The 24,649-nt window shown below is 43.4% G+C and carries 27 protein-coding genes; 16 read left to right on the forward strand and 11 right to left on the reverse strand.

Annotated features, from left to right (window positions below):
• Positions 1-39: 39 nt before the first annotated feature.
• The 5 genes from ACLI08_RS14115 to ACLI08_RS14135 all read right to left on the reverse strand — a co-directional run bounded on the left by ACLI08_RS14115 (position 40) and on the right by ACLI08_RS14135 (position 4,934).
• Positions 40-273, reverse strand: a complete 234-nt coding sequence (locus ACLI08_RS14115) for a hypothetical protein (protein ID WP_411429148.1) — start codon at positions 271-273, stop codon at positions 40-42.
• An 11-nt stretch (positions 274-284) separates the two neighbouring features.
• Entirely contained in the window at positions 285-779 is a 495-nt protein-coding gene (locus tag ACLI08_RS14120; protein WP_411429149.1) for an RDD family protein, read from the reverse strand.
• A gap of 67 nt (positions 780-846) precedes the next feature.
• The gene (locus ACLI08_RS14125; RefSeq protein ID WP_411429150.1) at positions 847-1,365 is read right to left on the reverse strand and encodes an RDD family protein; all 519 of its coding nucleotides are present in this window, start codon (positions 1,363-1,365) and stop codon (positions 847-849) included.
• A gap of 103 nt (positions 1,366-1,468) precedes the next feature.
• Positions 1,469-3,871 (reverse strand): ribonucleoside-diphosphate reductase subunit alpha, encoded by a 2,403-nt coding sequence (locus ACLI08_RS14130; protein WP_411429151.1) that lies wholly within the window; start codon positions 3,869-3,871, stop codon positions 1,469-1,471.
• An 85-nt stretch (positions 3,872-3,956) separates the two neighbouring features.
• Positions 3,957-4,934 carry a ribonucleotide-diphosphate reductase subunit beta gene (locus ACLI08_RS14135; protein ID WP_411429152.1) on the reverse strand — a complete coding sequence of 326 codons (978 nt, stop codon included), beginning with the start codon at positions 4,932-4,934 and terminating at the stop codon, positions 3,957-3,959.
• A 208-nt stretch (positions 4,935-5,142) separates the two neighbouring features.
• On the opposite strand from ACLI08_RS14135, the gene ACLI08_RS14140 reads away from it, so the two are divergent.
• The gene (locus ACLI08_RS14140) at positions 5,143-5,322 is read left to right on the forward strand and encodes a hypothetical protein (protein WP_411429153.1); all 180 of its coding nucleotides are present in this window, start codon (positions 5,143-5,145) and stop codon (positions 5,320-5,322) included.
• A 31-nt stretch (positions 5,323-5,353) separates the two neighbouring features.
• Here the strand turns inward: ACLI08_RS14140 and ACLI08_RS14145 are convergent, their stop codons facing one another.
• Positions 5,354-5,941 carry a DUF3109 family protein gene (locus ACLI08_RS14145; RefSeq protein ID WP_411429154.1) on the reverse strand — a complete coding sequence of 196 codons (588 nt, stop codon included), beginning with the start codon at positions 5,939-5,941 and terminating at the stop codon, positions 5,354-5,356.
• A gap of 248 nt (positions 5,942-6,189) precedes the next feature.
• Between ACLI08_RS14145 and ACLI08_RS14150 the strand changes: the two genes are divergently transcribed.
• The 4 genes from ACLI08_RS14150 (at position 6,190) to ACLI08_RS14165 (ending at position 8,742) form a co-directional block, all read left to right on the forward strand.
• Positions 6,190-6,765 carry a MarC family protein gene (locus ACLI08_RS14150; RefSeq protein WP_411429155.1) on the forward strand — a complete coding sequence of 192 codons (576 nt, stop codon included), beginning with the start codon at positions 6,190-6,192 and terminating at the stop codon, positions 6,763-6,765.
• 60 nt (positions 6,766-6,825) lie between these two features.
• Complete coding sequence (locus ACLI08_RS14155) at positions 6,826-7,026, forward strand: hypothetical protein (protein ID WP_411429156.1); 201 nt, start codon at positions 6,826-6,828, stop codon at positions 7,024-7,026.
• A gap of 2 nt (positions 7,027-7,028) precedes the next feature.
• Positions 7,029-7,637: an FAD-dependent oxidoreductase gene (locus ACLI08_RS14160; protein WP_411429157.1), complete on the forward strand. Its 609-nt coding sequence runs from the start codon at positions 7,029-7,031 to the stop codon at positions 7,635-7,637.
• Positions 7,638-7,782: 145 nt separating this feature from the next.
• Positions 7,783-8,742 (forward strand): glycosyltransferase family 2 protein, encoded by a 960-nt coding sequence (locus ACLI08_RS14165; protein WP_411429158.1) that lies wholly within the window; start codon positions 7,783-7,785, stop codon positions 8,740-8,742.
• A gap of 33 nt (positions 8,743-8,775) precedes the next feature.
• Here ACLI08_RS14165 and ACLI08_RS14170 read toward each other — a convergent pair whose 3' ends face one another.
• The 4 genes from ACLI08_RS14170 to ACLI08_RS14185 all read right to left on the reverse strand — a co-directional run bounded on the left by ACLI08_RS14170 (position 8,776) and on the right by ACLI08_RS14185 (position 13,118).
• Positions 8,776-10,248, reverse strand: a complete 1,473-nt coding sequence (locus tag ACLI08_RS14170; RefSeq protein ID WP_411429159.1) for a hypothetical protein — start codon at positions 10,246-10,248, stop codon at positions 8,776-8,778.
• A 214-nt stretch (positions 10,249-10,462) separates the two neighbouring features.
• The gene (locus tag ACLI08_RS14175) at positions 10,463-12,046 is read right to left on the reverse strand and encodes a S41 family peptidase (RefSeq protein ID WP_411429160.1); all 1,584 of its coding nucleotides are present in this window, start codon (positions 12,044-12,046) and stop codon (positions 10,463-10,465) included.
• Positions 12,036-12,482: a deoxycytidylate deaminase gene (locus ACLI08_RS14180; RefSeq protein WP_411429161.1), complete on the reverse strand. Its 447-nt coding sequence runs from the start codon at positions 12,480-12,482 to the stop codon at positions 12,036-12,038. Before ACLI08_RS14180 ends, ACLI08_RS14175 begins: the two co-directional genes overlap by 11 nt.
• 48 nt (positions 12,483-12,530) lie before the next feature.
• Positions 12,531-13,118, reverse strand: coding sequence for a HupE/UreJ family protein (locus ACLI08_RS14185; RefSeq protein WP_411429162.1), 588 nt, complete (start codon positions 13,116-13,118; stop codon positions 12,531-12,533).
• Positions 13,119-13,272: 154 nt separating this feature from the next.
• Between ACLI08_RS14185 and ACLI08_RS14190 the strand changes: the two genes are divergently transcribed.
• On the forward strand, positions 13,273-13,704 hold the full coding sequence (locus ACLI08_RS14190) for a TerB family tellurite resistance protein (RefSeq protein WP_411429163.1): 432 nt from the start codon (positions 13,273-13,275) through the stop codon (positions 13,702-13,704).
• Positions 13,705-13,807: 103 nt separating this feature from the next.
• Positions 13,808-14,386 carry a GDP-mannose pyrophosphatase NudK gene (gene nudK, locus ACLI08_RS14195; protein WP_411429164.1) on the forward strand — a complete coding sequence of 193 codons (579 nt, stop codon included), beginning with the start codon at positions 13,808-13,810 and terminating at the stop codon, positions 14,384-14,386.
• Between the two features lie 88 nt (positions 14,387-14,474).
• On the opposite strand, the gene fbp is transcribed toward nudK, so the two are convergent.
• Positions 14,475-15,488 carry a class 1 fructose-bisphosphatase gene (gene fbp / locus ACLI08_RS14200; protein WP_411429165.1) on the reverse strand — a complete coding sequence of 338 codons (1,014 nt, stop codon included), beginning with the start codon at positions 15,486-15,488 and terminating at the stop codon, positions 14,475-14,477.
• Between the two features lie 120 nt (positions 15,489-15,608).
• Here fbp and ACLI08_RS14205 point away from each other — a divergent pair, with 120 nt between their 5' ends.
• From ACLI08_RS14205 to ACLI08_RS14245, 9 genes are all read left to right on the forward strand, one after another.
• The gene (locus ACLI08_RS14205; protein ID WP_411429166.1) at positions 15,609-16,100 is read left to right on the forward strand and encodes an N-acetyltransferase family protein; all 492 of its coding nucleotides are present in this window, start codon (positions 15,609-15,611) and stop codon (positions 16,098-16,100) included.
• Between the two features lie 20 nt (positions 16,101-16,120).
• Positions 16,121-17,380 (forward strand): aspartate kinase, encoded by a 1,260-nt coding sequence (locus tag ACLI08_RS14210; RefSeq protein ID WP_411429167.1) that lies wholly within the window; start codon positions 16,121-16,123, stop codon positions 17,378-17,380.
• A gap of 990 nt (positions 17,381-18,370) precedes the next feature.
• Positions 18,371-18,784 (forward strand): response regulator, encoded by a 414-nt coding sequence (locus ACLI08_RS14215; protein ID WP_411429168.1) that lies wholly within the window; start codon positions 18,371-18,373, stop codon positions 18,782-18,784.
• Positions 18,785-18,818: 34 nt separating this feature from the next.
• A complete protein-coding gene (locus tag ACLI08_RS14220) occupies positions 18,819-19,355 on the forward strand; it encodes a heme NO-binding domain-containing protein (RefSeq protein WP_411429169.1) in 537 nt (178 codons plus the stop codon).
• Positions 19,356-19,365: 10 nt separating this feature from the next.
• Positions 19,366-21,297 carry a PAS domain S-box protein gene (locus tag ACLI08_RS14225; RefSeq protein ID WP_411429170.1) on the forward strand — a complete coding sequence of 644 codons (1,932 nt, stop codon included), beginning with the start codon at positions 19,366-19,368 and terminating at the stop codon, positions 21,295-21,297.
• A gap of 3 nt (positions 21,298-21,300) precedes the next feature.
• Positions 21,301-22,434 carry an FIST signal transduction protein gene (locus ACLI08_RS14230; protein ID WP_411429171.1) on the forward strand — a complete coding sequence of 378 codons (1,134 nt, stop codon included), beginning with the start codon at positions 21,301-21,303 and terminating at the stop codon, positions 22,432-22,434.
• 1 nt (position 22,435) lies between these two features.
• Entirely contained in the window at positions 22,436-23,491 is a 1,056-nt protein-coding gene (locus ACLI08_RS14235; protein WP_411429172.1) for a sensor histidine kinase, read from the forward strand.
• The gene (locus ACLI08_RS14240; protein ID WP_411429173.1) at positions 23,464-23,781 is read left to right on the forward strand and encodes an Hpt domain-containing protein; all 318 of its coding nucleotides are present in this window, start codon (positions 23,464-23,466) and stop codon (positions 23,779-23,781) included. Before ACLI08_RS14235 ends, ACLI08_RS14240 begins: the two co-directional genes overlap by 28 nt.
• 14 nt (positions 23,782-23,795) lie before the next feature.
• Positions 23,796-24,578 (forward strand): LytR/AlgR family response regulator transcription factor, encoded by a 783-nt coding sequence (locus ACLI08_RS14245; protein WP_411429174.1) that lies wholly within the window; start codon positions 23,796-23,798, stop codon positions 24,576-24,578.
• The last annotated feature ends 71 nt before the right edge of the window (positions 24,579-24,649 follow it).

The following is a 24,649-nucleotide window of genomic DNA, read 5'->3' on the forward strand; positions in this document are numbered from 1 at the left end:
AATCCCCAAAACTTAATACTTAATACAAACGTCTTAATACTATTTTATAAACTTCTTCTCTGCCTTGCTAAAGTTTTTAGACTTTTTAGGGTACTGCTCGTTGCTTTTATCGCTTGGGTTATCTATAACCGTTTTTATGGTTATCATATCGCCCACGTTAAAACCACCGGTAGCTACAGCCTTATAATCCAGCATAAATGAACCGCAAAAATAGTTGCCGTTTTCATCTTTTTCTATGGCACCTGTGTAGATGCCCTTTACTTCTTTACTCATAAACTATTTTATTAAATATCGGTTTTTTGTTGTTTGTGGCGTTGCCTTTGTAGTTCGCGTTCGTATTTATAAATATCTATAACCAGTGTGCGGCTCAGGCTGTCATGAAAACCTATGGGGAACGCCCCCATAAACGACAGTGCCTCAAACGGTATAAACCTTAGCAGGGTACGCAGCAGTATGTTCCATTCGGTAGGTTTGGCGCCATCAAGGCGAATTACCCTGGTGCCGGTTAAAAACTTGCCCGGGGTACGCTGAAGGTAGCTTTCAAACAAGCCGTAAAACATTATGGAACAAAAGAGATAGAAGAAATTTATTTTAGAATTCTCTACCACAAAGTCGCCCATGCGCAGGTATTCCATGCCATAAGAATCAGCAAGGTAGTTACCCAAGTAGCCCAGCGCTACGGTAAGCAGGAAGATAAGTACTAAATCCGTAAACCAGTTAAGAAGGCGTTTATAAAACGGTGCCAGCATTTGTGGCAGTATAAAAGGAGTTTGCTCCATATAGTAAAAAATATATGGAGCAAAAATACCTATTTTATATGGAATGCTGTGGTTTGGGCAGCAACAATTACACTTCGGCAGTAACTGGGGTACCTTCCTGCGGTGCGCCTATCTCGTCAAATGAATGCTTTAAAGAAACAAGCTCTTTCCACCTCTTTGTTTTTACTACGTAAACCCCGGGAGCAGAATCATGCCAACCCCTGTTATTACCTAAAAAGCTAAGCGCGTCTAAACCTATTAAACGCAATAAAGAACGCCCTGCAAGCGACGGCATAGACGGCTTTTCGCCAGACGCATTAACTACCATGGTACCGGTTATAAATTTACCAATGGTGCGCTGCGTAAAAGCTTCAAAAAGGAAATAGTACAAAAAGAATACTGCTACCGTAAATAAGCGGTCTTGTGCACCGGAAATATTTTCAAACCACAACGCAGGCCCCATTATACCAAGGAGCGTTAATAATTGACATGATATAATGATGATAAAAATAATTACATAGATGCAAATTACATCTATTACAAGATTGGCAAAGCGGAGCCATCCGGTTACCTGTACATCGCCCGTGTGAAGTATATCTTTATTCATAATACGGTTGGTTTTTTTTACAAATGTAAAAATTTTAACACAACAAAAAAGGGCTTCAAAAAAAATTGAAGCCCTGATCTGATTAAGTTTATAGTAAATAGATTTAGGAACCACACATTTCGCAGTCATCCGGTTCGGCATTACGGCTGCGTTGCAGCATAGCCTGGAACTCGCTAACCGCCATAGATTCGCCTTGTGGTGCAGCAGCAACAGCCTCTGCTACCGGCTCTTCTTTTTTATCGTTGCTCAGGGTAAATTTAATAGCATCTACCGCGCTCTTAGTACGCAGGTAATACATACCCGTTTTTAGGCCACTTTGCCATGCATAGAAGTGCATAGAGGTAAGCTTAGCGTATGTAGCACCTTCCATAAACAGGTTAAGTGACTGGCTCTGGTCTATAAAATAACCACGCTGGCGGCTCATGTCTATGATGTCTTTCATACTCATTTCCCATACGGTTTTGTACAAGTCCTTTATATCCTGAGGGATGATGGCAATGTTTTGAACCGAACCGTTTGCCCTCATGATTTCCTGTTTCAGGTTTTCGTTCCAAAGGCCCAGGTCTACAAGGTCTTTAAGAAGGTGCTTGTTTACTACAATAAACTCACCCGAAAGCACACGGCGCGTGTAGATGTTAGATGTATACGGTTCAAATGCTTCGTTGTTACCTAAAATCTGAGAGGTAGACGCTGTAGGCATTGGGGCCAGTAACAGGGAGTTCCTTACACCGTGCTCCATAACCTCTTTGCGTAGCGACGCCCAGTCCCAGCGGCCGCTTAGGTCGCTGTCCTGTAGTCCCCACATATTGTACTGAAACTCTCCCTGAGAAATAGGCGACCCAGCAAATGTAGAGTACGGGCCTTCTTCCTGGGCAAGCTCTTTACTGGCGGTAACGGCGGCAAAGTATATGGTTTCAAATATTTCCTGGTTCAGCTTTTTAGCCTCATCGCTGGTAAATGGCATGCGCAGCATTATAAATGCATCGGCAAGGCCCTGCACACCAAGACCTACCGGACGGTGGCGCATGTTACTGTTGTATGCCTCCTGTATAGGGTAGTAGTTACGGTCTATAACCCTGTTAAGGTTACGCGTAATACGCTTGGTAACGTCGTACAGGTACTGGTGGTTAAAGGTGCCGTTTTCTACAAACATAGGCAGCGATATAGAAGCCAGGTTACACACAGCTACCTCATCTTCGCTGGTGTACTCCATAATCTCTGTACACAGGTTAGACGAGCGTATGGTACCCAGGTTCTTTTGATTACTCTTACGGTTAGCCGCATCTTTGTACAGCATGTAAGGTAATCCGGTTTCTATTTGAGATTCAAGGATTTTTTCCCAAAGCTCACGCGCTTTAACTGTTTTACGTCCGCGGTTTTCGGCTTCGTATTTAAGGTACAGCGCATCGAACTCCTCACTGTGCACATTGTACAGGTTAGGGCACTCGTTAGGGCACATAAGCGTCCACTCGCCGTCTTCCTGAACACGTTTCATAAACATATCCGGAATCCACATGGCCAGGAACAAATCGCGCGTACGCATTTCTTCTTTACCGTGGTTTTTCCTCAGGTCAAGGAAGTCAAAAATATCGGCATGCCAAGGCTCTATGTACACCGCAAAGCTACCTTTACGCTTACCTCCGCCCTGGTCTACATAGCGGGCAGTATCGTTATATACCCTTAGCATAGGTACAATACCGTTACTGGTACCGTTTGTGCCACGAATGTAAGAACCTGTAGCCCTTACGTTATGGATAGATAAACCTATACCACCTGCCGACTGCGATATTTTGGCCGTGTTTTTAAGCGTGTCATAAATACCGTCTATACTGTCGTCTTTCATAGAAAGCAGGAAACAGCTCGACATTTGAGGCTTTGGCGTACCCGAGTTAAACAACGTAGGCGTAGCGTGGGTAAAGTATTTTTTACTCATCAGCTCATAGGTTTCTATGGCCGATTCTATATCGTTAAGGTGGATACCTACAGATACACGCATAAGCATGTGCTGAGGGCGTTCGGCTATACGGCCGTTTATACGCAGCAGGTAACTGCGCTCCAGGGTTTTAAACCCAAAGTAGTCGTAGTTAAAATCGCGGTTGTATATTATTTTACTGTCCAGTATTTCGGCATTTTCCTTAATTACCTCATACACCTCATCGCTAATAAGCGGCGATGCCATACCGGTACGCGGATTTACGTACTGGTACATCTCTGTCATGGTTTCAGAGAATGATTTGGTAGTGTTTTTATGCAGGTTACTTACCGCAATACGGGCTGCAAGCAGGGCATAATCCGGGTGGGTAACAGTCATTGAAGCGGCTGTTTCGGCAGCAAGGTTATCCAGTTCAGATGTAGTTACACCATCATACAAACCTTCTATAACGCGCATGGCTACCTTAACCGGGTCTACAAGGTCATTAAGCCCGTAGCACAGTATCCTTACCCTGTCGGTAATTTTATCAAACATCACCGGCTCGCGTCTTCCATCTCTCTTAACTACATACATATCTTCAACTATTTTTAGGTTAACAAATCCTCCGGCAGAACCCGCTGTTGCAGCATCTGCCGGAGAACGAATGATATTTTATTTATTAAAAATCAGCGTCGAAGCTAATTTTCTGGGCATCTGTATCTTTATTCATAACACCTGCCTTTTGGTACTCAGACACACGCTTTTCAAAGAAATTAGTTTTACCCTGAAGCGATATCATGTCCATAAAGTCAAACGGGTTGTTTACGTTATACACCCTTTCGCACCCCAGCTCTACCAAAAGCCTGTCTGTAACAAACTCCAGGTACTGTGTCATAAGCGCGGCATTCATACCTATAAGGCTTACCGGAAGCGACTCTGTAATAAACTCGCGCTCTATGTTTAGGGCGTCTACAATAATCTCTTTAATACGCTCTGCCGGCACCTTGTTTACCAGGTGATTGTTGTGCAGGTGTACCGCAAAATCACAGTGAACACCTTCATCCCGGCTAATAAGCTCGTTAGAGAATGTAAGCCCCGGCATAAGCCCACGCTTTTTAAGCCAGAAGATAGAACAAAATGCACCCGAAAAGAAAATACCCTCTACCGCTGCAAATGCAATAAGCCTTTCGGCAAATGAGTCGCTGGATATCCACTTAAGTGCCCAGTCTGCCTTCTTTTTAATGGCCGGGAATACCTCCAGCGCGTGGAACAGTTGGTCCTTCTCCGTTTCGTCCTTTACATAAGTATCTATAAGCAGCGAATAGGTTTCGCTGTGGATGTTTTCCATCATAATCTGGAAACCGTAGAAAAACTTCGCTTCAGGATATTGCACCTCGTTCACAAAGTTTTCGGCCAGGTTTTCGTTAACAATACCGTCTGAAGCGGCAAAGAAAGCCAGTATGTGCTTAATAAAATACTTTTCGTCTTCCGTAAGCTTGTTATTCCAGTCGTTAAGATCCTGGTGCAGGTCTATTTCTTCCGCCGTCCAGAAACTGGCTTCCATTTTTTTGTACCAATCCCAAATGTCGTGGTGTTTTATGGGAAAAATCACAAAGCGGTTTTTATTTTCCTGCAAAATTGGCTCGGGTAAAGACATAGTATTTTGACTTTTATAACGTTAGGTTTTTATGAATATTTAACGGTCGCTGACTACAAAGGTTGTCAATTAGATTAATAATTCCAAAGGGTAGTTATCCACAAAACGGGCGAGTTTTTAACAACGTAAAAAATTTCCGTAAATAATTTTTTAAAAATATACAATACTGAAAATCAAATTTTTACAAACATTTAACAATTCTTAAAAAATGGCGTTAACCCCTGTAAACAGGGCAACTCCGAGGCATTTTATAAATGCTTGTTATGTGACTAAAATGTACCTGGAAATTTTCCAGCCCCAACCGAAATCTGATTATATAAAAGCAGTACACCACTACACCGAAAGGCCACTAACCTCCAGTGATAACATACACGTTACTGCAAACTAAAATATTGTGGATTTAAAACGGCAAAAAGGCGCTACCTCCTGCCGCGGGGCTCATCTTTTTTAAGGTCTTCGGCTACTTTTTCAAGCTCCGCATACCAGTCGGCACCAAAACGGCGGATCAGGGCTTCCTTTACAAACTTGTAAACCGGCACCTCCAGTTCTTTACCCAAAGCACAGGCATCAGAACAAATATCCCAGCGGTCGTAGTTTACCGCTGCAAATTCAGAATAATCTTTTACACGTATAGGATACAGGTGGCAGCTTACGGGTTTTTTCCACGTAACCTCGCCCTGGTTATATGCCTGCTCTATACCACAAAGCGCTGTTTTGCCATCAAAAATAACATAGGCACAGTCTTTATTATCTATAAGCGGGGTTTCCAGTTCGCCATCGGTACCCACCACCCATTTGCCCTGCGCCTCTATGGCAGCAATACCTTCCGGGCGAAGGAACGGCTTTACCTTATCATAAATTTCGTCGAGTATCTTGGTTTCCTCTTCATTTAAAGGTGCACCGGCATCACCATCTACACAGCAGGCGCCGTGGCAGGCCGTAAGGTTGCACACAAATTCTTTTTCCAGTATGTCTTCAGACACTATTGTTTTACCCAGTTGAAACATGCCGCAAAGATACCTATTTTTTTTAAAAAGCTATGGGACCGGCAAGGTACTTCGCACCTCAGAAACATAAATACCCGCAGGTTGTAAACATGTATAACACAATTTACACAAACACGTGCTTCGGCTAAGCAACTCACAAGCTAAGCCACTTTACCAACTACAACGTTCTTGTTAAAATTTATCACAAAACTATTGGCACATGTGATATAATAGGGTAATTTTGCGCCCCAAAAAACACACGTAACGTTATGATTGTTAACTGGAAAGACGTTTTTACCGTAAGCATGGTACTGTTTGCCGTAATAGATATTGTAGGAAGTATTCCTATTATTGTAGACCTGCGCAGTAAACTGGGCCATATACAAAGCGAAAAAGCATCGATAGTAGCACTGGTTATTATGGTAGCGTTCTTATTTGTGGGCGAAGAAATCCTTAAGCTTATAGGCATAGATGCCAATTCGTTTGCCGTAGCAGGTTCGTTTGTGTTGTTTTTCCTGGCGCTCGAAATGATTTTAGGCATACGCCTGTATAAAGAAGACAACCCCACCACAGCCTCTATAGTACCCATAGCGTTTCCGCTTATTGCCGGTGCCGGTACCATGACTACGTTGCTGTCGTTACGTTCGCAATACGACAAAATAAATATTATAATTGCCATAGCCATAAATGTGGCGGTAGTATATGTAGTGCTAAAATCTTCCGCAAGGATAGAAAAAGCGTTGGGCAACAATGGTTTAGGCGTTATCCGAAAGGTGTTTGGGGTAATATTACTGGCTATTGCTGTTAAATTATTTGCAGGTAATGTTAAACAGCTGTTTGTGTAAATTAAATATTAACTAATTTTACGCTGTAAATCACCAAAGTATATCAAACAGACTTTTATCATGAAAGTGTTCATTTATGTATTGATGGCCCTAACTCTTGGGCTTACCGTTTTCAACCTGAGCCAGGTAGACTATAACAATGCCACCATGGAAGGTAATAGCGGTTTAGCGCTTATATGCTCTCTGCTTTCGCTGTGCGCCCTTTTTATACTCCTTATTTTTAACACTGCTAAACGCATAGACGAAAAAACACGCAACTAATAATGTTAGACGTTCTTATTATAGGCGGAGGCCCTGCAGGGGTTTCCTGTGCCCTTATTATAGGGTCGGCACTTAAAAAGCCGTACGCCGAAGGCAAACAAGTAGCCATACTTACCCACCAGAAAGCAAGCGCCCTGCAAGACGGACTGTACAACAACGCCTACGGCATAGCGCCCGGCACACTGGGGGCAACCCTTATGGAAACCAGCCTGGAGCACCTGCAACAGCAATACCCTGAGGTAGCACAATTGCCAAACGAAAAGGTAATGCACATAACCGGTACTGCCGGAAACTATACCGTTACCACAAACAAAAACACCTACACCGCTAAGATTGTAGTGGTAGCCACCGGATCTGCCCCGGCAAGCGCCATTGAGGGTCTTGAGGCATATACCGAACCGCACAAGAAAGCGCTTCCGGAAAAAAACCGTATTCAGCTGCGAAACAACGACCACCTGGTAACAGAAGGCCTGTACGTAGCCGGAACCCTTGCCGGGCAACGCAGCCAACTGGCTATTTCGGCAGGTAGCGGCGCGTCTGTAGGAACCGACATCCTTACACTATGGAACAGCGGCAAGCCTACGCAATCGCATGACAGCGTACGCAAGTAACAAGCTTTAACGCAAGGCTTACTTTGCCACAAAAACATATACAGCAGCCCGTAAAGGCTGCTGTTTTTATTATATCCTGTTTTTAAAATGGATAGAATTTAAACTATATTGCACCATTAAAAGCAATTGTCGCCAAACAAAACTAATGAACCAGATAATTATAAGGCCTGTGATAGGCATAGTGTCTCCGTGCTACAACGAGCAGGAGGTTTTACCCGAAACAGCAGCACAGCTAAACGCCCTGCTAACGGTGCTTATACAGGATAATATTATCTCTGAAAAAAGCTTTGTGGTTTTTGTAGACGATGGCAGCCGGGATGCTACCTGGCAAATTACCGAAAACCTTGCACAGCAATACCCACTTATAAAAGGGCTTAAGCTGGCGGGCAATGTGGGCCACCAAAATGCACTGCTGGCAGGCCTGCTCACCTTTAACAGCGAAGCTGATGCGCTGGTGTCTATAGATGCTGACCTACAGGATGACATTAACGTTATCCCGGAAATGATAGAAAAGTTTGTACACGGTGCCGATGTGGTATACGGCGTGCGTCGCGAACGCACTACAGATACCGCCTTTAAACGAAATACGGCACTGATGTTTTACAAATTCGCCAAAAAAATGAAGGTAAACCTGGTGCACAACCACGCCGATTTCAGGCTGTGCAGCAAAAGGGTTATCAGTGCACTATCGGGCTACGCAGAGGTAAACCTGTTTTTGCGCGGCATTATCCCTTCTATAGGCTACAGTAGGGAAATGGTGTATTATGACAGGCTGGAACGTTTTGCAGGTACCTCTAAATATCCGCTAAAAAAAATGCTTTCGTTTGCCTGGAACGGCATTACATCGTTTAGTAACTATCCGCTAAAACTGGTAAGTGTTATAGGGTTTGTTATTTTTGCTGTATGCCTGGGCATGAGTGCGTATGCCTTATTGTCATTATTCTCGGGGCATACCGTACCGGGGTGGGTATCTACGGTGCTGCCCATGTACTTTTTGGGCGGTATACAGCTGTTCTGTTTTGGGATTATAGGCGAATACATTGGCAAAATTTACGCCGAGGTAAAACAACGCCCACGATATATAATAGACAAAAAAGCGGAATAAGTAGTTATTCCGCTTTTTTGTCTATTATATAAATTATTCTTTCCGGGGCTCATAATGCTCTTTGTAATGAACATATATCTTCCGTGGTGTTATGTGGTAAAAATACAACAGGTTTGCCACCGCTTCGCTCTCTTCACAATTAGGGTTTTGCCACCAGCTGGCTATTGGCGTCCAGCGTTCCAGCAGTACACAATCTTCTTTAGAAGCCGCTACAATTTCCATAAATTCCCTTTCATCCCGCCTTGAATATACCGTAGGCATTTGCATGTCTGCTGCCTCAAAATGTAAGCAAACTACAACAATAACCAGTAGCGGATAAACCTTGTTTTTACCGCTATAGCTTTTTAGCAAAAGCATGGAGGCAGTTGTAAACACAAACATTAGCACCATGTTTACCGGCAGCGTGGTATCGCGCCGTAGCAGCAAAGGCCTGTAACTGCGATATCCGCCTAAAGGAAGCAGAAAAACATACAATACGCAAAACACCGCAAGCCCTGCCACCAGATACAGAAAAGTTTTTTGTTCTTTGCGGTACAAAAACGTAAGTAATGCCACGCTTATAACGGTTGCAACAAATAAATACCCTACTCCGGATTCTGTAGTAAAAAATACTTCTTTAATGCCCTTAAACAAAAAGCCGAAGCGTTCGCTTAATTCCATAGGCTGTACACTTTCGCTGTTTTTTGTGCCCACGTAAAAAGAGTAGAGCGCAAATGTAAGCGTAATGCATAGTAAAATTACAATAGTACGGTTTAATCCCTTTAGCACTGGTAACAGCCCCCTTGCTCCCATTGGCTGCCTTTGGTAAGAACGCCATAAAAGGCCTAACCCACACATAGGCACTATAATAAGCAGCAATGCCGCAGGCAGTGGCCCAAAAAACACCATAACCAAGGCAAAAAATGACCATGAGGCTATAAACCACGGCGATGAAGAAATGGTACCGTTAAGATAGTACTTATAAAAAGGGATAAGAAACAGTAACAATATTGCCAAAGGAAACGGATAAAACATGGCATAGGTAACACAGGCATCTATGATTGCAAGATGTTCTACGTACATATTACCGCCTATAAAAAACGGGGTCATTATAGCCCCGGCAACAACGTAGCTTTTCCATTTTGCCCATTTAAACCAAACGCTTACATAATAAGACATAACCCATAGCAATAATAGGTGTATGCCAAACTTAGCCAATGTAATACTGAGATACACACTATTTATAGGCGACATAAAGTTCTGGAACACAAACGGCAGCGTTTTAAAATACACTGACATAAACTTGTGCGCCGTGTAGCGGTTAGTACCTACATAGGTTTCACCTTTCCATGTTGCTGCCCCTAAAGGATCATGTAATACCTGGTCATAACCGTTTTGCCCTAAAACAATGTTTGGCACATCGCCATCAATAACACTGCAGTTATACTGTAAATAGGAAAAAACAAGATCACCCAGCAGCACCACCGCCATGATGATAAAAAAGATTTTTGAATAATTGACTTTCATTGGTAGTGCAAAAGTATAAATATGCACTACTAATCAAAATGTTATTACTTAATCAATACGTTTTTTTAACATTTTTTCTAAAACTACAACGATGCACACAATTTTATAATGAATTTATAACCGTGCGGTTTCTACCAAAAAAAACTCCGGCGCGTTTAACTGCCGGAGTTTATTTAATGCAATTCAATACTCTATGATATTATAAGTGATAAAACTATTTTTTTAAAACTTCCTTTATCATGCTATCGTGCTGTAGTATCATGCTGTAGTATGCCTGCTCTCCTATAAGCTGTTTTACAAACTCAGCCGCCAGGTATTGCTTTACCATATCTTTTTGCTTGTCTAAATTTAGCACCAGGCCGTTCCTGCCCAGGTAGGCATTAAACGCAGCAAAGTACAAGTCGCCTTTGGTTACCTTATCCGCTATTTGCTGCTGGTTAAGCGCTGCAAATTCCTTACGGTTTTTATCCAGCTGTTCAAACACAAAGTAGCTTACCACGCCGCTTTGCATAACACTGGCCAGGGCCTCGTTACCGTGCTTGCCATCAAGCGGCACAAACGCATCGGGTATAATGCCCCCGCCGCCATAAACTACGCGGCCTTTTAGCGTTTTAAACTTCAGCGTATCGGCTATCTTAATACTGTCGGCAGCGTATAGCTCACCGCTTTCGTAGCGCTTTTCCAAGTCATTAAAATACGCCTCGCCACCCTCTTTATAACTGCGTTGAATGCTGCGCCCCGACGGCGTATAGTAGCGCGCTATGGTAAGGCGTACGGCACTACCATCGCCCAGCGGCATTTCGCGCTGAACCAAACCTTTACCAAACGAACGCCTGCCCACCAGGGTACCACGGTCGTTATCTTGTATGGCACCCGCCAGGATTTCGCTTGCCGAAGCACTGTTTTCGTTTATAAGTACGTACAATTTACCGGTTTCAAAGCTGCCCGTTTCGGTAGCGCGGGTAGTATCTACACGCCCTTTTTTGTTTTTAGTTTTTACAATAACCTGTCCGTCGGGCAAAAGCTCATCGGCTATTTCTACCGCCTGCTCCATGTATCCGCCACCGTTATCGCGCAGGTCTATAATAAGCGCTTTGGCACCCTGTTTTTTTAGCTGTGCCAATGCCGTGCGAAACTCAGCCGCCGTGGTTTCGGCAAAGCGGTTTATTTTTATGTAGCCCGTTTGCGGATTTGCCATAACGGCAGCATCTACGCTTTTTATGGGCACCACATCACGGGTTACATTTACTTTAAACTTACGCCTGTCGCTTTTACGATATATGGTAAGCTGCACATTACTACCCTCCTCGCCTTTCAGCTGGCTGTACAGGCTGTCGTTTGGCAATTTACGCCCGAATAGCTTATAATTATTGGCATATAAAATACGGTCGCCCGGTTTTATGCCGGCCTTATCGCTGGGGCCTCCCGGCAGTGGCTTTATTACCGCAACAGAGTCTTTGTACATATAAAAGTTTACGCCAATGCCCACAAAGTCGCCCTTCATGCTTTGGCTTACCTGTTCCATTTCCTTTTTATCTATGTACACGCTGTGCGGATCCAGCTTTTCCAGTATGCTGTTTACGGTAATATCTACAATACTGTCTGTATTAACATCGTCTACATACTCGCTTTCTATAAAATCTACCAGCTTATTAAGCTTGCCTTTACCGCCGGTAGTGCCGGTAATAAATCCCCCGCCGCCTTTTTGTTCGGGGTAGTTAAGCATGCCGCCCAGCAAAACACCTATGGCCAGTGTGGTGGCCAGTGCTATGGGCACGTATATTTTTTTAATCTTCATGGTTTATTATATCCGGTTCTGCAACCTGTACTACTTCTACACCAGCCTTTTCTAAAAAATCAACTCCGGAGCGGTCTTTATACAACGCTTCAAACACCACGCGCTTTATGCCTGCCTGGTGAATAAGCTTGCTACAGTCTTTGCAGGGCGACATGGTTATGTACAGCGTAGCGCCTTCGCAGCTTTGTGTAGAGCGCGCCACCTTAAGTATGGCATTTGCCTCGGCGTGCAGTACGTACCATTTTGTAGTACCCTCATTATCTTCGCAGCAGTTTTCAAAGCCCGACGGCGTACCGTTGTACCCATCTGAAATTATCATTCTGTCTTTTACAATAATTGCGCCAACCTTTTTTCGCTGGCAGTACGAAAGCTGCCCCCATTCTCGGGCTATGCGCAGGTATGCCCTGTCGTATTTACTAAGTTTACTGTGTTCCATATGTGGTGCTTTACCCTTGCGGTAAAGAACTTTAAAATTACGTATAAATTACCAAAAACGGCTACCTATAATTATAGGCAGCGAAATCCCTGCCACAAAGGCCGATAAGCCCAGCTGCCAGTCGCGGCGGCTTACCTTTAGCACATCTGTAGCCAGTAAGGATAGTATAACAACGGCTAAAACGGCTATAAGTTGTGCCGTTTCTATACCCAGGGTAAATTCCATTAGGGTTACAAACACACGCTGCTTTTGTCCGGCAATAATCATTTTAAATCCATGCGAAAAACCCAGCCCGTGTATAAGGCCAAAAAATAATGTGGTTAAAGCCGAAAAATTCAGCATGCCCGAACTGGAACGGTTTTTGGTAAAAAAGATATTAGATAACGCAGTAACAAAAATGGTTATGGGTATTAAAAACTCCACCGGGCCCGGGTTTACATCAGCTATGCCGTATACCGAAAGTACCAGTGTCATGGTATGGCCTATAGTAAATAACGTACTGAGCAGCAGTAGCTGTTTCCAGTCTTTAAACGTGTAAGGAAGGGCCAGCATGGCCAGGAACAAAAGGTGGTCAAACCCATCGAGGCTTAGCACGTGCTTAAAGCCTAACAGGAAGTATAACTGAAAATCACTCATCAGCCTGTATTCTTAAAATTTGATTAGGAGTATGTAAACTTACATTATTTTGCCGTTTTAACGAACCATTATGTAAGAACTATTAAAAAATGTTTGCTAAATTTATGGTACGCAAAAATTTTCAGGAGGATAAAAACAAATAAACACAAAGATTATGTCATTCTCAGATTTATTCGACACAGGATTTAAACAACGCAACCAGGGGCACTTTGCCTCTATTGTTAGGGTTGCTATGGAAAACGGCCACCTAAGTGCAGAAGAAAGGGCTTTTATAGACAAGCTGGCCAAAAAACTTGAAATTACAGAAGACGAGTATAAAGAAATACTGGCCAATCCGTATAAGTATCCTGTAAACCCTCCGCACCTTTATGTACAACGCCTGGAAAGGCTGTACGACCTAAGCCGTATGGTATATGCAGACCATATACTGGGACCAAAACAAAAAGAGATACTAACACGTTTTTCGCTGGCACTGGGCTTTACACCGGGTAACGTAAAGTATATTGTAGACAAGGCACTGTCGCTCCTGGTTATGGGCGTAGACAGCGAAACTTTTGTATACGAAATGCAGCACATGAACAAATAACACCAAGACCCTCCCGTACCGGAGGGTTTTTTATTGTACTTCTATTCACACAATAAAAAAACCGAATTGCGTTTTTACACACTTAAACGTTTATAAGAAATTTATGGCAAATACCGTTAAGATCATCAAATCAGAACTGCTATCAGACAACTGGTACATATTAAAAAAGGTAACCTTTGAAATTACCCGGGAAGATGGCTCTACCGAAATCCAGACAAGAGAATCGTATGACCGGGGTAACGGCGCCGTAATACTATTATATAATACCGCCAAAAAAACGGTAATTCTTACGCGGCAGTTTAGGCTACCTACCTATGTAAACGGTAACGAAACAGGTATGATGATAGAGGCCTGCGCCGGGCTGCTGGATAAAGACAATCCGGAAGATTGTATACGTAAGGAAACCCAGGAAGAAACCGGCTATAAAATTACCGAAGTACAAAAGGTATTTGAAGCCTATATGTCGCCCGGGTCTGTAACCGAAATACTGTACTTTTTTATAGCCGAATACGCTAAGGAAATGAAGATGAGCAGCGGCGGCGGCTTAGCACACGAACAGGAAAACATAGAGGTACTGGAACTATCTATAACAGATGCCATGAACATGATAGCAACCGGCGAAATAAAAGATGGCAAAACCATAATGCTGCTGCAACACATAAAGCTAAGCGGCATACTGTAATAAAAAAACAAAAGCCCGCGGTGGCTAATCCCGCAGGCTTTTAACTAAAAAATCAGGAAACTATAAATGGACTTGAGTTATAGCATATTTATTGCTCTGCGTACTGTGCCATAAATTCTTCTGCCTTTGCCACCATATTGTAGCTTCCGCAAAAAAACGGCACACGCTGGTGCAGCTCTGTAGGCTTAATTTCCATAATGCGCTGGTAGCCGTCTGTAGCCTTGCCCCCTGCCTGTTCTACAATAAAGGCTATAGGGTTGCACTCGTACAGCAGGCGTAGCTTGCCTGAAGGCGCCTTGCTGCTGGTAGGGTAAATGTATATGCCCCCCTTAATCATGTTACGGTGTATATCGGCCACAAGGCTGCCTATGTAGCGGCTGGTATACGGGCGGTTGCCCTCCTCCTTTTGGCAGTATTTTATATAATCTTTTACCCCCTGCGGAAAATGCACATAGTTACCCTCGTTTATAGAGTAAATATTTCCGTTTTTAGGAAACTTCATATCCGGGTGGCTCAGGTAAAACGTGCCTATGGCGGGGTTTAGCGTAAAGCCGTGCACACCGCGCCCTGTTGTGTAAACAAGCATGGTACTGGTACCGTATATTACGTATCCGGCAGCTACCTGTGCATCGCCGGGTTGTAAAAAGTCTTCCAGCGTTACGGGTGTACCCGGAGGCGTTACCCTTCGGTAAATAGAAAAAATGGTACCCACAGGCACATTTACATCTATATTGCTGGAACCATCCAGCGGATCCATAAGCAGCACATACTTGTTGTTATGGCTGTCGTCCATACCTTTAATGGTAATAAAATCGTCGTTTTCCTCGCTGGCTATACCGCATACAATTTCGCGGTTTATAAGCGTTTGCATAAACACTTCATTGGCAAAAACATCCAGCTTTTGCTGGTCTTCGCCTTGCACATTCTGGTTACCGGCTGCCCCGGTAATGTCTACAAGCCCGGCCTGGTTCACTTTATAGTTTACCACCTTTGCCGCCAGGCGAATAGAATTTATTAGCCTTGAAAGTTCGCCGGACGAGTACTTAAAATCTTCCTGCTTTTCAATGATAAATTCGCCAAGGGTTTTGTTTCTTTCTTCCATTGCGAAATCGTTATAGTTTGGGTTGGCACAAATATGCGAATTTTTGTGATACCAAAACAATTTATTATTCAGCAGTTTGTTATTCTTGTATTTTTGCAACAAACTGTCTTACGCACAACAATGATAATAAGGAGAGGATTACAACAAGACATGCCCGCCGTGCTGGAACTGATTACAGAACTGGCGGTTTTTGAAAAAGAACCCCACGCCGTAGAGGTTACCGTACAAGACCTGGAGCGCGATGGTTTTGGCCCACAGCCGCTTTTTGAAACTTTTATAGCCGAACTAAACGGCAACATTATAGGCATGGCGCTGTTTTATTACCGCTACAGCACCTGGAAGGGTAAAACCATTCACCTGGAAGACCTTATAGTAAAAGAAGAACATCGCGGTACAGGTGCTGGCAGCAAGCTATACGCCGCCGTAATGCAGTATGCAAAAGATCAGGGGCTACGCCGGGTAGAATGGGCTGTATTAGACTGGAATACCCCGGCTATAAACTTTTACGAAAAAAGCGGCGCGCGCGTGTTTACAGACTGGCGCGTAGCACAAATGGACGAGCAGGCACTACAGCAGTTTACCCTGCAGCAACAGCAAAAGAACCTAAACTAAACACTACATATACCCCATAAATGAAAGTATTTAAATTTGGAGGCGCATCTGTAAAAGATGCCGACGGCGTAAAAAACGTATACAGTGTGCTACAGCAGGTAGGCCATGAAGATGTGCTGCTGGTTATAAGCGCCATGGGAAAAACCACCAATGCCTTTGAGCTGGTTATAAAAAACTATTTTGAAAAATCTGCCGGATTGCAGGCAAGCATACAGGAAATTAAAAAATACCATAACCAGATTTTGCTGGAACTGTTTGAAGACGACAAGCACCCGGTGTTTACCGCAGTGGGCACCATATTTGCAGGGCTTGATTCGTTTTTGCAGGGCAATAAATCGCCTAACTATAACTTTGTGTACGACCAGGTGGTAAGCCTGGGCGAGGTGATTTCTACCACCATTGTAAGCCATTACTTTAACCACGTGGGCCTTACTAACACCTGGGTAGACGTAAGGGAAATTATAAAAACCGACAACACCTACCGCGATGCCATAGTAAACTGGGATGCCACCAAGGCGGCCATTACCAAGGCTGTAAAAAAGAAAAAGCTAAACATAACCCAGGGCTTTTTAGGCAGCGACGAAAATAACTTTACCACCACACTGGGCCGCGAGGGTAGCGACTATACAGCTGCTATTTTTGCCTACTGCCTGGGTGCCGAAAGTGTTACAATTTGGAAAGACGTGCCGGGTGTGCTTAATGCCGACCCTCGTTATTTTGAAAACGCCATGCTGCTAAACCAGATAAGCTACCGCGAAGCCATAGAGCTGGCATTTTACGGTGCTACCGTTATACACCCTAAAACACTGCAGCCACTACAGCGCAAGGAAATTCCGCTGTATGTAAAGTCGTTTGTAAATCCGCTGCTTCCGGGTACCAGCGTAAGCAAGGGTGCCGACCTGGAGCCGCAAACCAGCTGCTTTATAGTAAAAAAGAACCAGCTGCTTATATCGCTTTCATCGCTTGACTTCTCTTTTATTATGGAAGAAAACATCAGCGAAATATTTGCCCTGCTGCACAAGTACCGCATGAAGGTATCGCTTATACAAAACTCGGCCATTAGCTTCTCGGTTTGCGTAGACGATAAATTTGGCAACTTTGCCGAACTTAAAAATGTACTGAGCAAGAAGTTTAAGGTAACCTATAATGATAATGTGTCGTTGTACACCATACGCCACTTTAACGATAAAAGCGAAGCCACAGTAACCACAGGCAAAGAGGTGCTGGTAAAACAAACCAGCCGCGAAACCCTGCAAATTGTTACTAAAGAAACAGAATAACGTTTTACACTACGTACGCTTAATTTTTTTAAAATTGAAAATCCTGCAGTGGGGGCACCGCAGGATTTTCTCATTTTTGGGGGGCTACGTATATATCTTTGTGTTTGTGGTTACTTTAGTAAAAGGGGGCTTTTTTACCAAAGCAATATTCTTTTAGGGGCTCTAAAAACACAGGTACTTTTTGGGGGCGTTCCTGTTTGTTTACATGGCAAATGTACTACAGGATTACAGGGTGCTAACGGGTTTTTCGACTAACAGCCCACCAAAAGCCCTTTAACTGCGCCGCTTTGTCGACGAATGGTAAAAAACCGTTATGGGAGTTTAAAAACGATTAACAACGACACTTAGCTAACCACCAAAAAACAAAAAACCTGCGATGGGGGCTCCGCAGGTTTAAGAACAGTTTTTAGGGGACTGTAACGTAATTTAGCATTAGTAAAGTGCTGTAAAAACAAAGGGGACTGTTTTATACAGCGTATATTGTTTTATAAAATAATCTATAGTGTTGTGCAGGATGGGATAAATTTCGCTTCCGGCATAATTACAATACAAAGGTAGTTTGCCGTATGGGTGTTTTCCCTAATTTTCGTTTATAGGTTTTTCCCTAACGATGAAGCGCATAATATGTGTCGACGAGTGGTAACACCTTAATAACTTCCTGTTTACAGATATTTAACATCTAAATTAATTCTTGTTATAAAGGGCATAACACCCCCGATTTTTGACACACAGTTGCTTGATTTGTGTTGTTTATACACCTTACCCCCGATATTTATGAGGTGAGCTATCGACAAAACGCAAAAAACATCGACAAAAAATGTAAAACAAATGTTAACAAATTTAAGACGATTTAAATTCTGAAACCGCTCACCGCTCTAAAACTACCATTCGCCGACACAAAAGCCACCTGCTACCGAACAAAACCTGCAATTAGCCTAACAAATGTTATTTTTGGAGTTATCAATCCAGCCTTAAGAAAAAAGCAACAATATGTCGGGGGTACTAAACATTTTACTTATTGAAGATGATACCATAGAGGTTATGAAGTTTAACCGTGTGGTAAAATCGCTGGGGCTTAACCACAAAGTGGTAGAGGCCGGTAATGGCGAAGAAGCACTTCATATACTTAAAGAACAAAACATTATACCCGATATTATATTACTTGACCTTAATATGCCGAAGATTAACGGTATTGAGTTCTTAAACATTCTTAAGGCAGATGAGGTACTAAAGTATATACCTGCCATAATACTAAGCACCAGTAACAACCACCGCGATGTTATGGAGTGCTATCGTATAGGAATAGCGGGCTACATAATAAAGCCGCTTAAATACGAAGAGTATACCGACAGGATACAAAAACTACTGGAATACTGGAGCGCCAACCAGCTTACTTCGCAGTAAACACTACTCACCTACTATAACTTCTATTGGCTCTATGTACGGAATTATTTATGTAGCCATAAAAGACTACGCAGAAACCGCCTTTGGCACAGAAACCTGGCAAAATATTGTAGCCGAAAGCGGCCTCAATCTAAATTTTAACCTTACCGAACAGCCGTATAACGAAGATACCGTTACTGCCTTTGCGTCAGCAATTGCAAAGGTTACAGGCATTAGTACCCAGGACGCCCTGTATAACACAGGGTACCAGATTGCAGGTACCACCTCTCAAAAATATCCTGATGTAATGTTATCCAGGGGTGATACTATACAAGAATATTTCCTAAATTTACCAGCATTCCATAACCGTATAAGCCTGATTTACCCTGAGCTTACCGCGCCGGAGTTTCGTATTACCGAAGCACAAGACCGCACTATGGTAATGGAATACCTCTATAAGAGGAAAGAGTTTTGGCCGTATGTGCACGGTTACCTTAACGGTATTGGTCATTATTTTGACCGTAACGCACAGGTAACCCCGCTGCCCGAAAAAACAACGGCAAGCCATATGGTTTATAAAATAAGCTGGTAAACACAACCTCATGAAAAACTGGATCTTTTCATTTGAAAAGGAAAACTTCGACAGGATTTTTCCTTTTTATTTATTGATAGACGAAAACCTCGAAATAAAATCATACGGGCGTAGCATACCTAAGCTGTACCCCGGCCTTCCGGTAGGGTATAACTTTGCCGATGCGTTTCGGTTTAAGCGCCCTTTTGTAGAAAGCATTACCTTTGCTACCCTGCAGCAAAACCTTAACCAGTTGGTTATACTGGAATGCAACCAGGGCAGCGAGGTTATACTGCGCGGACAGTTTGAAAAAGTGCATGACCGTATACTCTTTGTGGGGTCGCCATGGTTTGTATCGCTGGAAGAGATTAAAAAGCGAAGCCTTAACATACTGGATTTTGCTAATTACGATCCGCTCTTGGATTTGCTTCAGCTGCTAAAAACCCAGGAAATAACTACCCTGGAGCTTCGTAACCTGCTAAAGATAAATAACAACCAGCGCGAAGAACTCCGCAAAGACCGTGAAGAGCTAAACCGCCTGAGTATGGTGGCCAGCAGCAACCAAAACGGTATTATTTTTACCACCCCAGATGCTAAAATATTTTGGTGTAACGATGCTTACCTTAAGCACACCGGTTTTAGCAGGGAAGAAATCATAGGCCGTACACCGGTAGAGGTAGGCCACAACTCCGCCATAGAGCGCGAAGCGCTAAACAAAATGATTGACCTTTTTTATAAAGGCGAACCTTTTGACGTAGAAATTACCCACGGGCGTAAAGACGGCAGCTTCTTCTGGACCCGCACACAGGGCCAACCCATATACGACGACAACGGCCACATACTGCAGTACTTTGCCATGGTAGAAGACATGAGCGAAATTAAGCAGCAGGAAGAACAGGTAAAACTACTGTCGTTAATTACCGAAAAAAACATAAACAGCATAGTAATATGCGATAAAAACGGTGCCATAGAGTGGGCTAATGAAAGCTACCAAAAACTTACCGGATATTGCCTTGATGAACTAAAGGGCAATAAGCCCGGCCCTATACTACAAGGCCCGGATACCGATAACGAAACCAAAGCCTACCTGGCAAAACAAATTAAAGAAGGTAAACCTTTTAGCTGCGAAATACTGAACTATAATAAACGTGGCGAAAAATACTGGACTACCATACAGGGGCAGGCACTGTTTGATGACTGGGGCGATATAAAAGGCTACTTTGCCATAGGCGAAGACATAACCCAGCGTAAGAAATTTGAACAACAAAAAGAAGAACTGCTGGAAAGCCTTGCCAAAAGTAACCGGGAACTGGAAGACTATGCGCAAATTGTATCGCATGACCTTAAGTCGCCGCTACGCAGTATAAACTCACTTATCGCCTGGATTAAGGAAGATAACGAGGGCAGTATGAGCGAGCAAACGTCTATGTATTTCGGGATGATAGAAAACAAGCTCGAAAAAATGGAAAGCCTTATACAGGGCGTACTTACCTACTCGCGCATAGACCGTACCGATGTTAATAAAGAGCGGATAGACCTGGATGAAATTGTGGCAAACATTATCCACATTATAGACATACCAGCGCACACCACCATTACGGTAGATACTAAACTGCCTACGGTACTTGCCGACAGATTCCGTATGCAGCAGCTGTTCCAAAACCTTATAGGCAACGCTGTTACGTACATAGATAAGCCGGAAGGCAGGGTTAACATTGGCTACAACGAAACCCCTGTTGATTATACGTTTTACGTAAAAGATAACGGCCCCGGCATAGCACCCGAAAACCACGAAAAAGTATTTAAAATATTTCAGTCGCTCGTAAAAAACGAACGCTCTACAGGCCTTGGGCTATCTATAGTTAAAAAAGTAGTAGACCACTACAAAGGAAAAATATGGATAGAAAGCACCCCGGGCGAAGGCACTACATTTTTTGCGCGATTCCCTAAAACCGAAAAGTAGCGTATGAAAACTGTACAGGCTCTGTATACCCCGCAAGGCGGCTGGAACTACACATCAGAAAACCAACCTCTTAACAATCCGCTGGTACTGGTATTTGCCAACAGGCTTTTGCTGGAAGACAACAATGTTTTGGCACAAATACACCAGCAGTTTCCATATAATGATATTGTGTACATATCTACAGCAGGCGAAATCCTGGGCGATAACGTGTATGATGATTCGGTTACGGTTACCGCGCTGGAGTTTGAAAAAAGTACCTTTACTGTAGTAACCGAGAAACTGGAGCAGCATAACAACGACACCTTTGCCATGGCTAAGGCGCTGTCGGCAAAGCTGCCCGAAGAAGACCTTAAGCACCTTATGGTATTTGCATCGGGGCACTACATAAACGGCAGCGCGCTGGCTGCCGGTATAGCCGAAACGGCATTGGGTAACATACCCGTTACGGGTGGCCTTAGTGGAGACGATGGCAGGTTTGAAAGAACCCTTACCGGCTACAATACGCCTCCGCAAGAGGGTACCGGTGTGCTTATAGGCATTTATGGCGGCAACCCGGAAATTACGTACGCCAGCTTCGGCGGTTTTCAGCCGCTGGGTCCCGTACGTAAAGTTACCCGTGCAGAGAACAACGTGTTGTACGAGTTGGATGGCAAACCTGCACTAGACCTTTATCGCACCTATCTGGGTGACAGGGTAGAGCAAAAAATGGAATCGTTATTAGGCTTCCCGCTTCAAATTACCGCTCCCGGAAAAACCCTGGGACTGGTACGTACCGTACTGCGTATAGATACTACAGACGGCTCTATAGTACTGGCAGGCGACTGCCCGGAAGGTAGTAACGTACAGCTGCTTATGGCGTCTATGCACGGTATAGCATCGGGTGCTACAGAGGCAGCACGCCAGGCTACTGAAAATCGTAAAAACCCAGCCGAAGCGGCAATCATTGTTAGCTGCATGGGGCGTAAGGCTATTATGGGAATGCGCATAGATGAAGAAATTGAAATGATACGGGAAATCATAGGAGAAAAAGCGGCGTTTACAGGTTTTTATTCGTATGCCGAAATAGCGCCATTTGCCGGCAACCATATTTGCGAAGTACACAACCAAACCCTTACCCTAACTTTAATTAGCGAATGATATGAACTCGCTGCTAAAACGCCAGCTGAAAAAATACCTGCCCAATGCGGATACTGCCGCCATGGAGCAGTTTTTAAAGGCGGTAGACGACTCTTATACGCATTATGAAGACCAGATAAACCTGCTGCAACGTTCTATGACACTTAGCTCTGAAGAACTGTATGAGGCAAATGAAAAGCTGCGCGATGAGGCACAAACCCTTAAAGACCTTAATGCCGACCTAAATTCGGTATTGTTTTCCATGAAACTTGCCGCACATGCGCATAACCCGGAGGAGGAACATTTTAACCCCGCCGAATATATGCGCCGCCAAACCGAGGAAATTGTTAAGGCAAATAAACAACGGGAAGACCTGCTGAAAAACCTGGCCGACCAGAACCAGGAACTTAATGACTACGCCCACATGGTAAGCCATGACCTTAAGGCACCTCTGCGTACCATAAACACGCTCATAGCCTGGGTTATAGAAGACAACAAAAATAAACTGGACGAAGAGAGCCTGAAATCGCTGAACCTTATAGAGTACAATACCGAAAAAATGGAACTGCTCATTAAAGGTATTTTAGACTACTCCAGCATAGACCGCCACGAAAGCGAAAGCCGCCCTGTTGATTTTAATGAACTCCTTAAAGAGGTAGTCCTTGTGGTATCACCACCTAAGCACATAACCATAACCGTACCCGAAAACCTTCCTAAAATAGAGGGTAATTATTACCGTTTCAGGCAGCTTTTTCAAAATCTTATAGAAAACGCTATTAAGTATAACGACAAGCCCCAGGGCATTATAGAGATAGGTTTTACCGATAAGCCAGACGAATATCTGTTTTTTGTGAAGGATAACGGAAAAGGGATTGCCAAAGCGTATTTTGAAAAAATTTTCAATATATTTACGAAGCTTGATAACAACAGCCAGTCATCGGGCATTGGTCTTTCTATCGTAAAAAAAATAATCAACCGCTACAACGGCCGAATTTGGCCCGAGAGTACAGAACACGAAGGAACCACATTTTACTTTACCTTACCTAAAAAATGGAACAGCCTAACCTGGACTATATAAATGAACTGGCCGGAGACGACCAGGCTTTTAAAGCAAAACTTATAGCCACGATAAAAGAAGAACTGCCGCAGGAAATCGCTGCCTATCAGGAAAGTTTTAACAGCGCAAACTATGCCGCAGCCGCCGGCCACGTACATAAACTGAAGCATAAGATAAGCATTTTAGGTTTAGAAAAAAGTTATTATCTTGCCGCTGATTTTGAAGAAGAGCTCAAAAACAATCAAACCGGGCTTGCTACAGATTTTGAACAGATTATTACATCTATGAAAAATTTTGCCGCAGGCTTATAGCACGTATCCTAACTATGAATTGCATTATTGTAGACGACGAAACGCTTTCCCGAAACATACTGGAAGGCATGATAGCCAGAGACCCTGAACTTACCGTTACAGGACAATACAGCAATGCCATGCAGGCAATGAAACACCTAAACACCAGCGAAGAAAGCACAGATCTTATTTTCCTGGATATACACATGCCTGATTTTACCGGTTTTGATTTTATACAAACCATAAAAAATCCGCCTGCCATAGTACTGGTTACATCAGACAAAAACTTTGCTACCGAAGCATTTGAGTACGACTGCATTGTAGACTACATGGTAAAGCCCATAAATGAGGAGCGTTTTCAGCGTGCTGTGCGTAAGGCTAAGGCCCTAAAGGCATCTACTGCCGCACCGGCTGTTACCCCGGTAGGCACCACTACGCCCGTTGCAGAGCCTGTAATCCCTGCCACTTCAACAAGCACAACTACAACAAACATCCCGGCAGATACGCCTACAGAGTTCTACGTAAACATAGACCGCAGGCTTATTAAAATAGACATACAATCAGTAAATGTGGTAGAGGCAAAAGGCGACTATATACACATAAAAACCGAGGCCAAAAACTACATAGTACACAGTACGCTTAAAAAAATTGAAGAAAAGCTGCCACAACACCTTTTCCTTAAAGTGCACCGCACCTATATTATAAACACTAAAAAAATTATAGATATAGAAGACAACAGTGTACTTATAGGTAAAGACGTAATACCGGTAAGCCGTGCTAACAGGCCAGAGCTTATGAAGCGCTTAAATATGTTGTAATTAAACTTAACGTGTTAATTAAAAAATAAATAAATACTCAAAAAGCAATTCAACGGCAGTAACCTACCATT

This window comes from Flavobacterium sp. RNTU_13 (assembly GCF_046614455.1).
GTDB lineage: Bacteria > Bacteroidota > Bacteroidia > Flavobacteriales > Flavobacteriaceae > Flavobacterium.

What these genes read in the sequence shown, in the direction of transcription:
- ACLI08_RS14115 (WP_411429148.1), bottom strand. Translation starts at nt 273, where the DNA reads ATGAGTAAAGAAGTAAAGGGCATCTACACAGGTGCCATAGAAAAAGAT.
- ACLI08_RS14120 (WP_411429149.1), bottom strand. Translation starts at nt 779, where the DNA reads ATGGAGCAAACTCCTTTTATACTGCCACAAATGCTGGCACCGTTTTAT.
- ACLI08_RS14125 (WP_411429150.1), bottom strand. Translation starts at nt 1,365, where the DNA reads ATGAATAAAGATATACTTCACACGGGCGATGTACAGGTAACCGGATGG.
- ACLI08_RS14130 (WP_411429151.1), bottom strand. Translation starts at nt 3,871, where the DNA reads ATGTATGTAGTTAAGAGAGATGGAAGACGCGAGCCGGTGATGTTTGAT.
- ACLI08_RS14135 (WP_411429152.1), bottom strand. Translation starts at nt 4,934, where the DNA reads ATGTCTTTACCCGAGCCAATTTTGCAGGAAAATAAAAACCGCTTTGTG.
- ACLI08_RS14140 (WP_411429153.1), top strand. Translation starts at nt 5,143, where the DNA reads ATGGCGTTAACCCCTGTAAACAGGGCAACTCCGAGGCATTTTATAAAT.
- ACLI08_RS14145 (WP_411429154.1), bottom strand. Translation starts at nt 5,941, where the DNA reads ATGTTTCAACTGGGTAAAACAATAGTGTCTGAAGACATACTGGAAAAA.
- ACLI08_RS14150 (WP_411429155.1), top strand. Translation starts at nt 6,190, where the DNA reads ATGATTGTTAACTGGAAAGACGTTTTTACCGTAAGCATGGTACTGTTT.
- ACLI08_RS14155 (WP_411429156.1), top strand. Translation starts at nt 6,826, where the DNA reads ATGAAAGTGTTCATTTATGTATTGATGGCCCTAACTCTTGGGCTTACC.
- ACLI08_RS14160 (WP_411429157.1), top strand. Translation starts at nt 7,029, where the DNA reads ATGTTAGACGTTCTTATTATAGGCGGAGGCCCTGCAGGGGTTTCCTGT.
- ACLI08_RS14165 (WP_411429158.1), top strand. Translation starts at nt 7,783, where the DNA reads ATGAACCAGATAATTATAAGGCCTGTGATAGGCATAGTGTCTCCGTGC.
- ACLI08_RS14170 (WP_411429159.1), bottom strand. Translation starts at nt 10,248, where the DNA reads ATGAAAGTCAATTATTCAAAAATCTTTTTTATCATCATGGCGGTGGTG.
- ACLI08_RS14175 (WP_411429160.1), bottom strand. Translation starts at nt 12,046, where the DNA reads ATGAAGATTAAAAAAATATACGTGCCCATAGCACTGGCCACCACACTG.
- ACLI08_RS14180 (WP_411429161.1), bottom strand. Translation starts at nt 12,482, where the DNA reads ATGGAACACAGTAAACTTAGTAAATACGACAGGGCATACCTGCGCATA.
- ACLI08_RS14185 (WP_411429162.1), bottom strand. Translation starts at nt 13,118, where the DNA reads ATGAGTGATTTTCAGTTATACTTCCTGTTAGGCTTTAAGCACGTGCTA.
- ACLI08_RS14190 (WP_411429163.1), top strand. Translation starts at nt 13,273, where the DNA reads ATGTCATTCTCAGATTTATTCGACACAGGATTTAAACAACGCAACCAG.
- nudK (WP_411429164.1), top strand. Translation starts at nt 13,808, where the DNA reads ATGGCAAATACCGTTAAGATCATCAAATCAGAACTGCTATCAGACAAC.
- fbp (WP_411429165.1), bottom strand. Translation starts at nt 15,488, where the DNA reads ATGGAAGAAAGAAACAAAACCCTTGGCGAATTTATCATTGAAAAGCAG.
- ACLI08_RS14205 (WP_411429166.1), top strand. Translation starts at nt 15,609, where the DNA reads ATGATAATAAGGAGAGGATTACAACAAGACATGCCCGCCGTGCTGGAA.
- ACLI08_RS14210 (WP_411429167.1), top strand. Translation starts at nt 16,121, where the DNA reads ATGAAAGTATTTAAATTTGGAGGCGCATCTGTAAAAGATGCCGACGGC.
- ACLI08_RS14215 (WP_411429168.1), top strand. Translation starts at nt 18,371, where the DNA reads ATGTCGGGGGTACTAAACATTTTACTTATTGAAGATGATACCATAGAG.
- ACLI08_RS14220 (WP_411429169.1), top strand. Translation starts at nt 18,819, where the DNA reads ATGTACGGAATTATTTATGTAGCCATAAAAGACTACGCAGAAACCGCC.
- ACLI08_RS14225 (WP_411429170.1), top strand. Translation starts at nt 19,366, where the DNA reads ATGAAAAACTGGATCTTTTCATTTGAAAAGGAAAACTTCGACAGGATT.
- ACLI08_RS14230 (WP_411429171.1), top strand. Translation starts at nt 21,301, where the DNA reads ATGAAAACTGTACAGGCTCTGTATACCCCGCAAGGCGGCTGGAACTAC.
- ACLI08_RS14235 (WP_411429172.1), top strand. Translation starts at nt 22,436, where the DNA reads ATGAACTCGCTGCTAAAACGCCAGCTGAAAAAATACCTGCCCAATGCG.
- ACLI08_RS14240 (WP_411429173.1), top strand. Translation starts at nt 23,464, where the DNA reads ATGGAACAGCCTAACCTGGACTATATAAATGAACTGGCCGGAGACGAC.
- ACLI08_RS14245 (WP_411429174.1), top strand. Translation starts at nt 23,796, where the DNA reads ATGAATTGCATTATTGTAGACGACGAAACGCTTTCCCGAAACATACTG.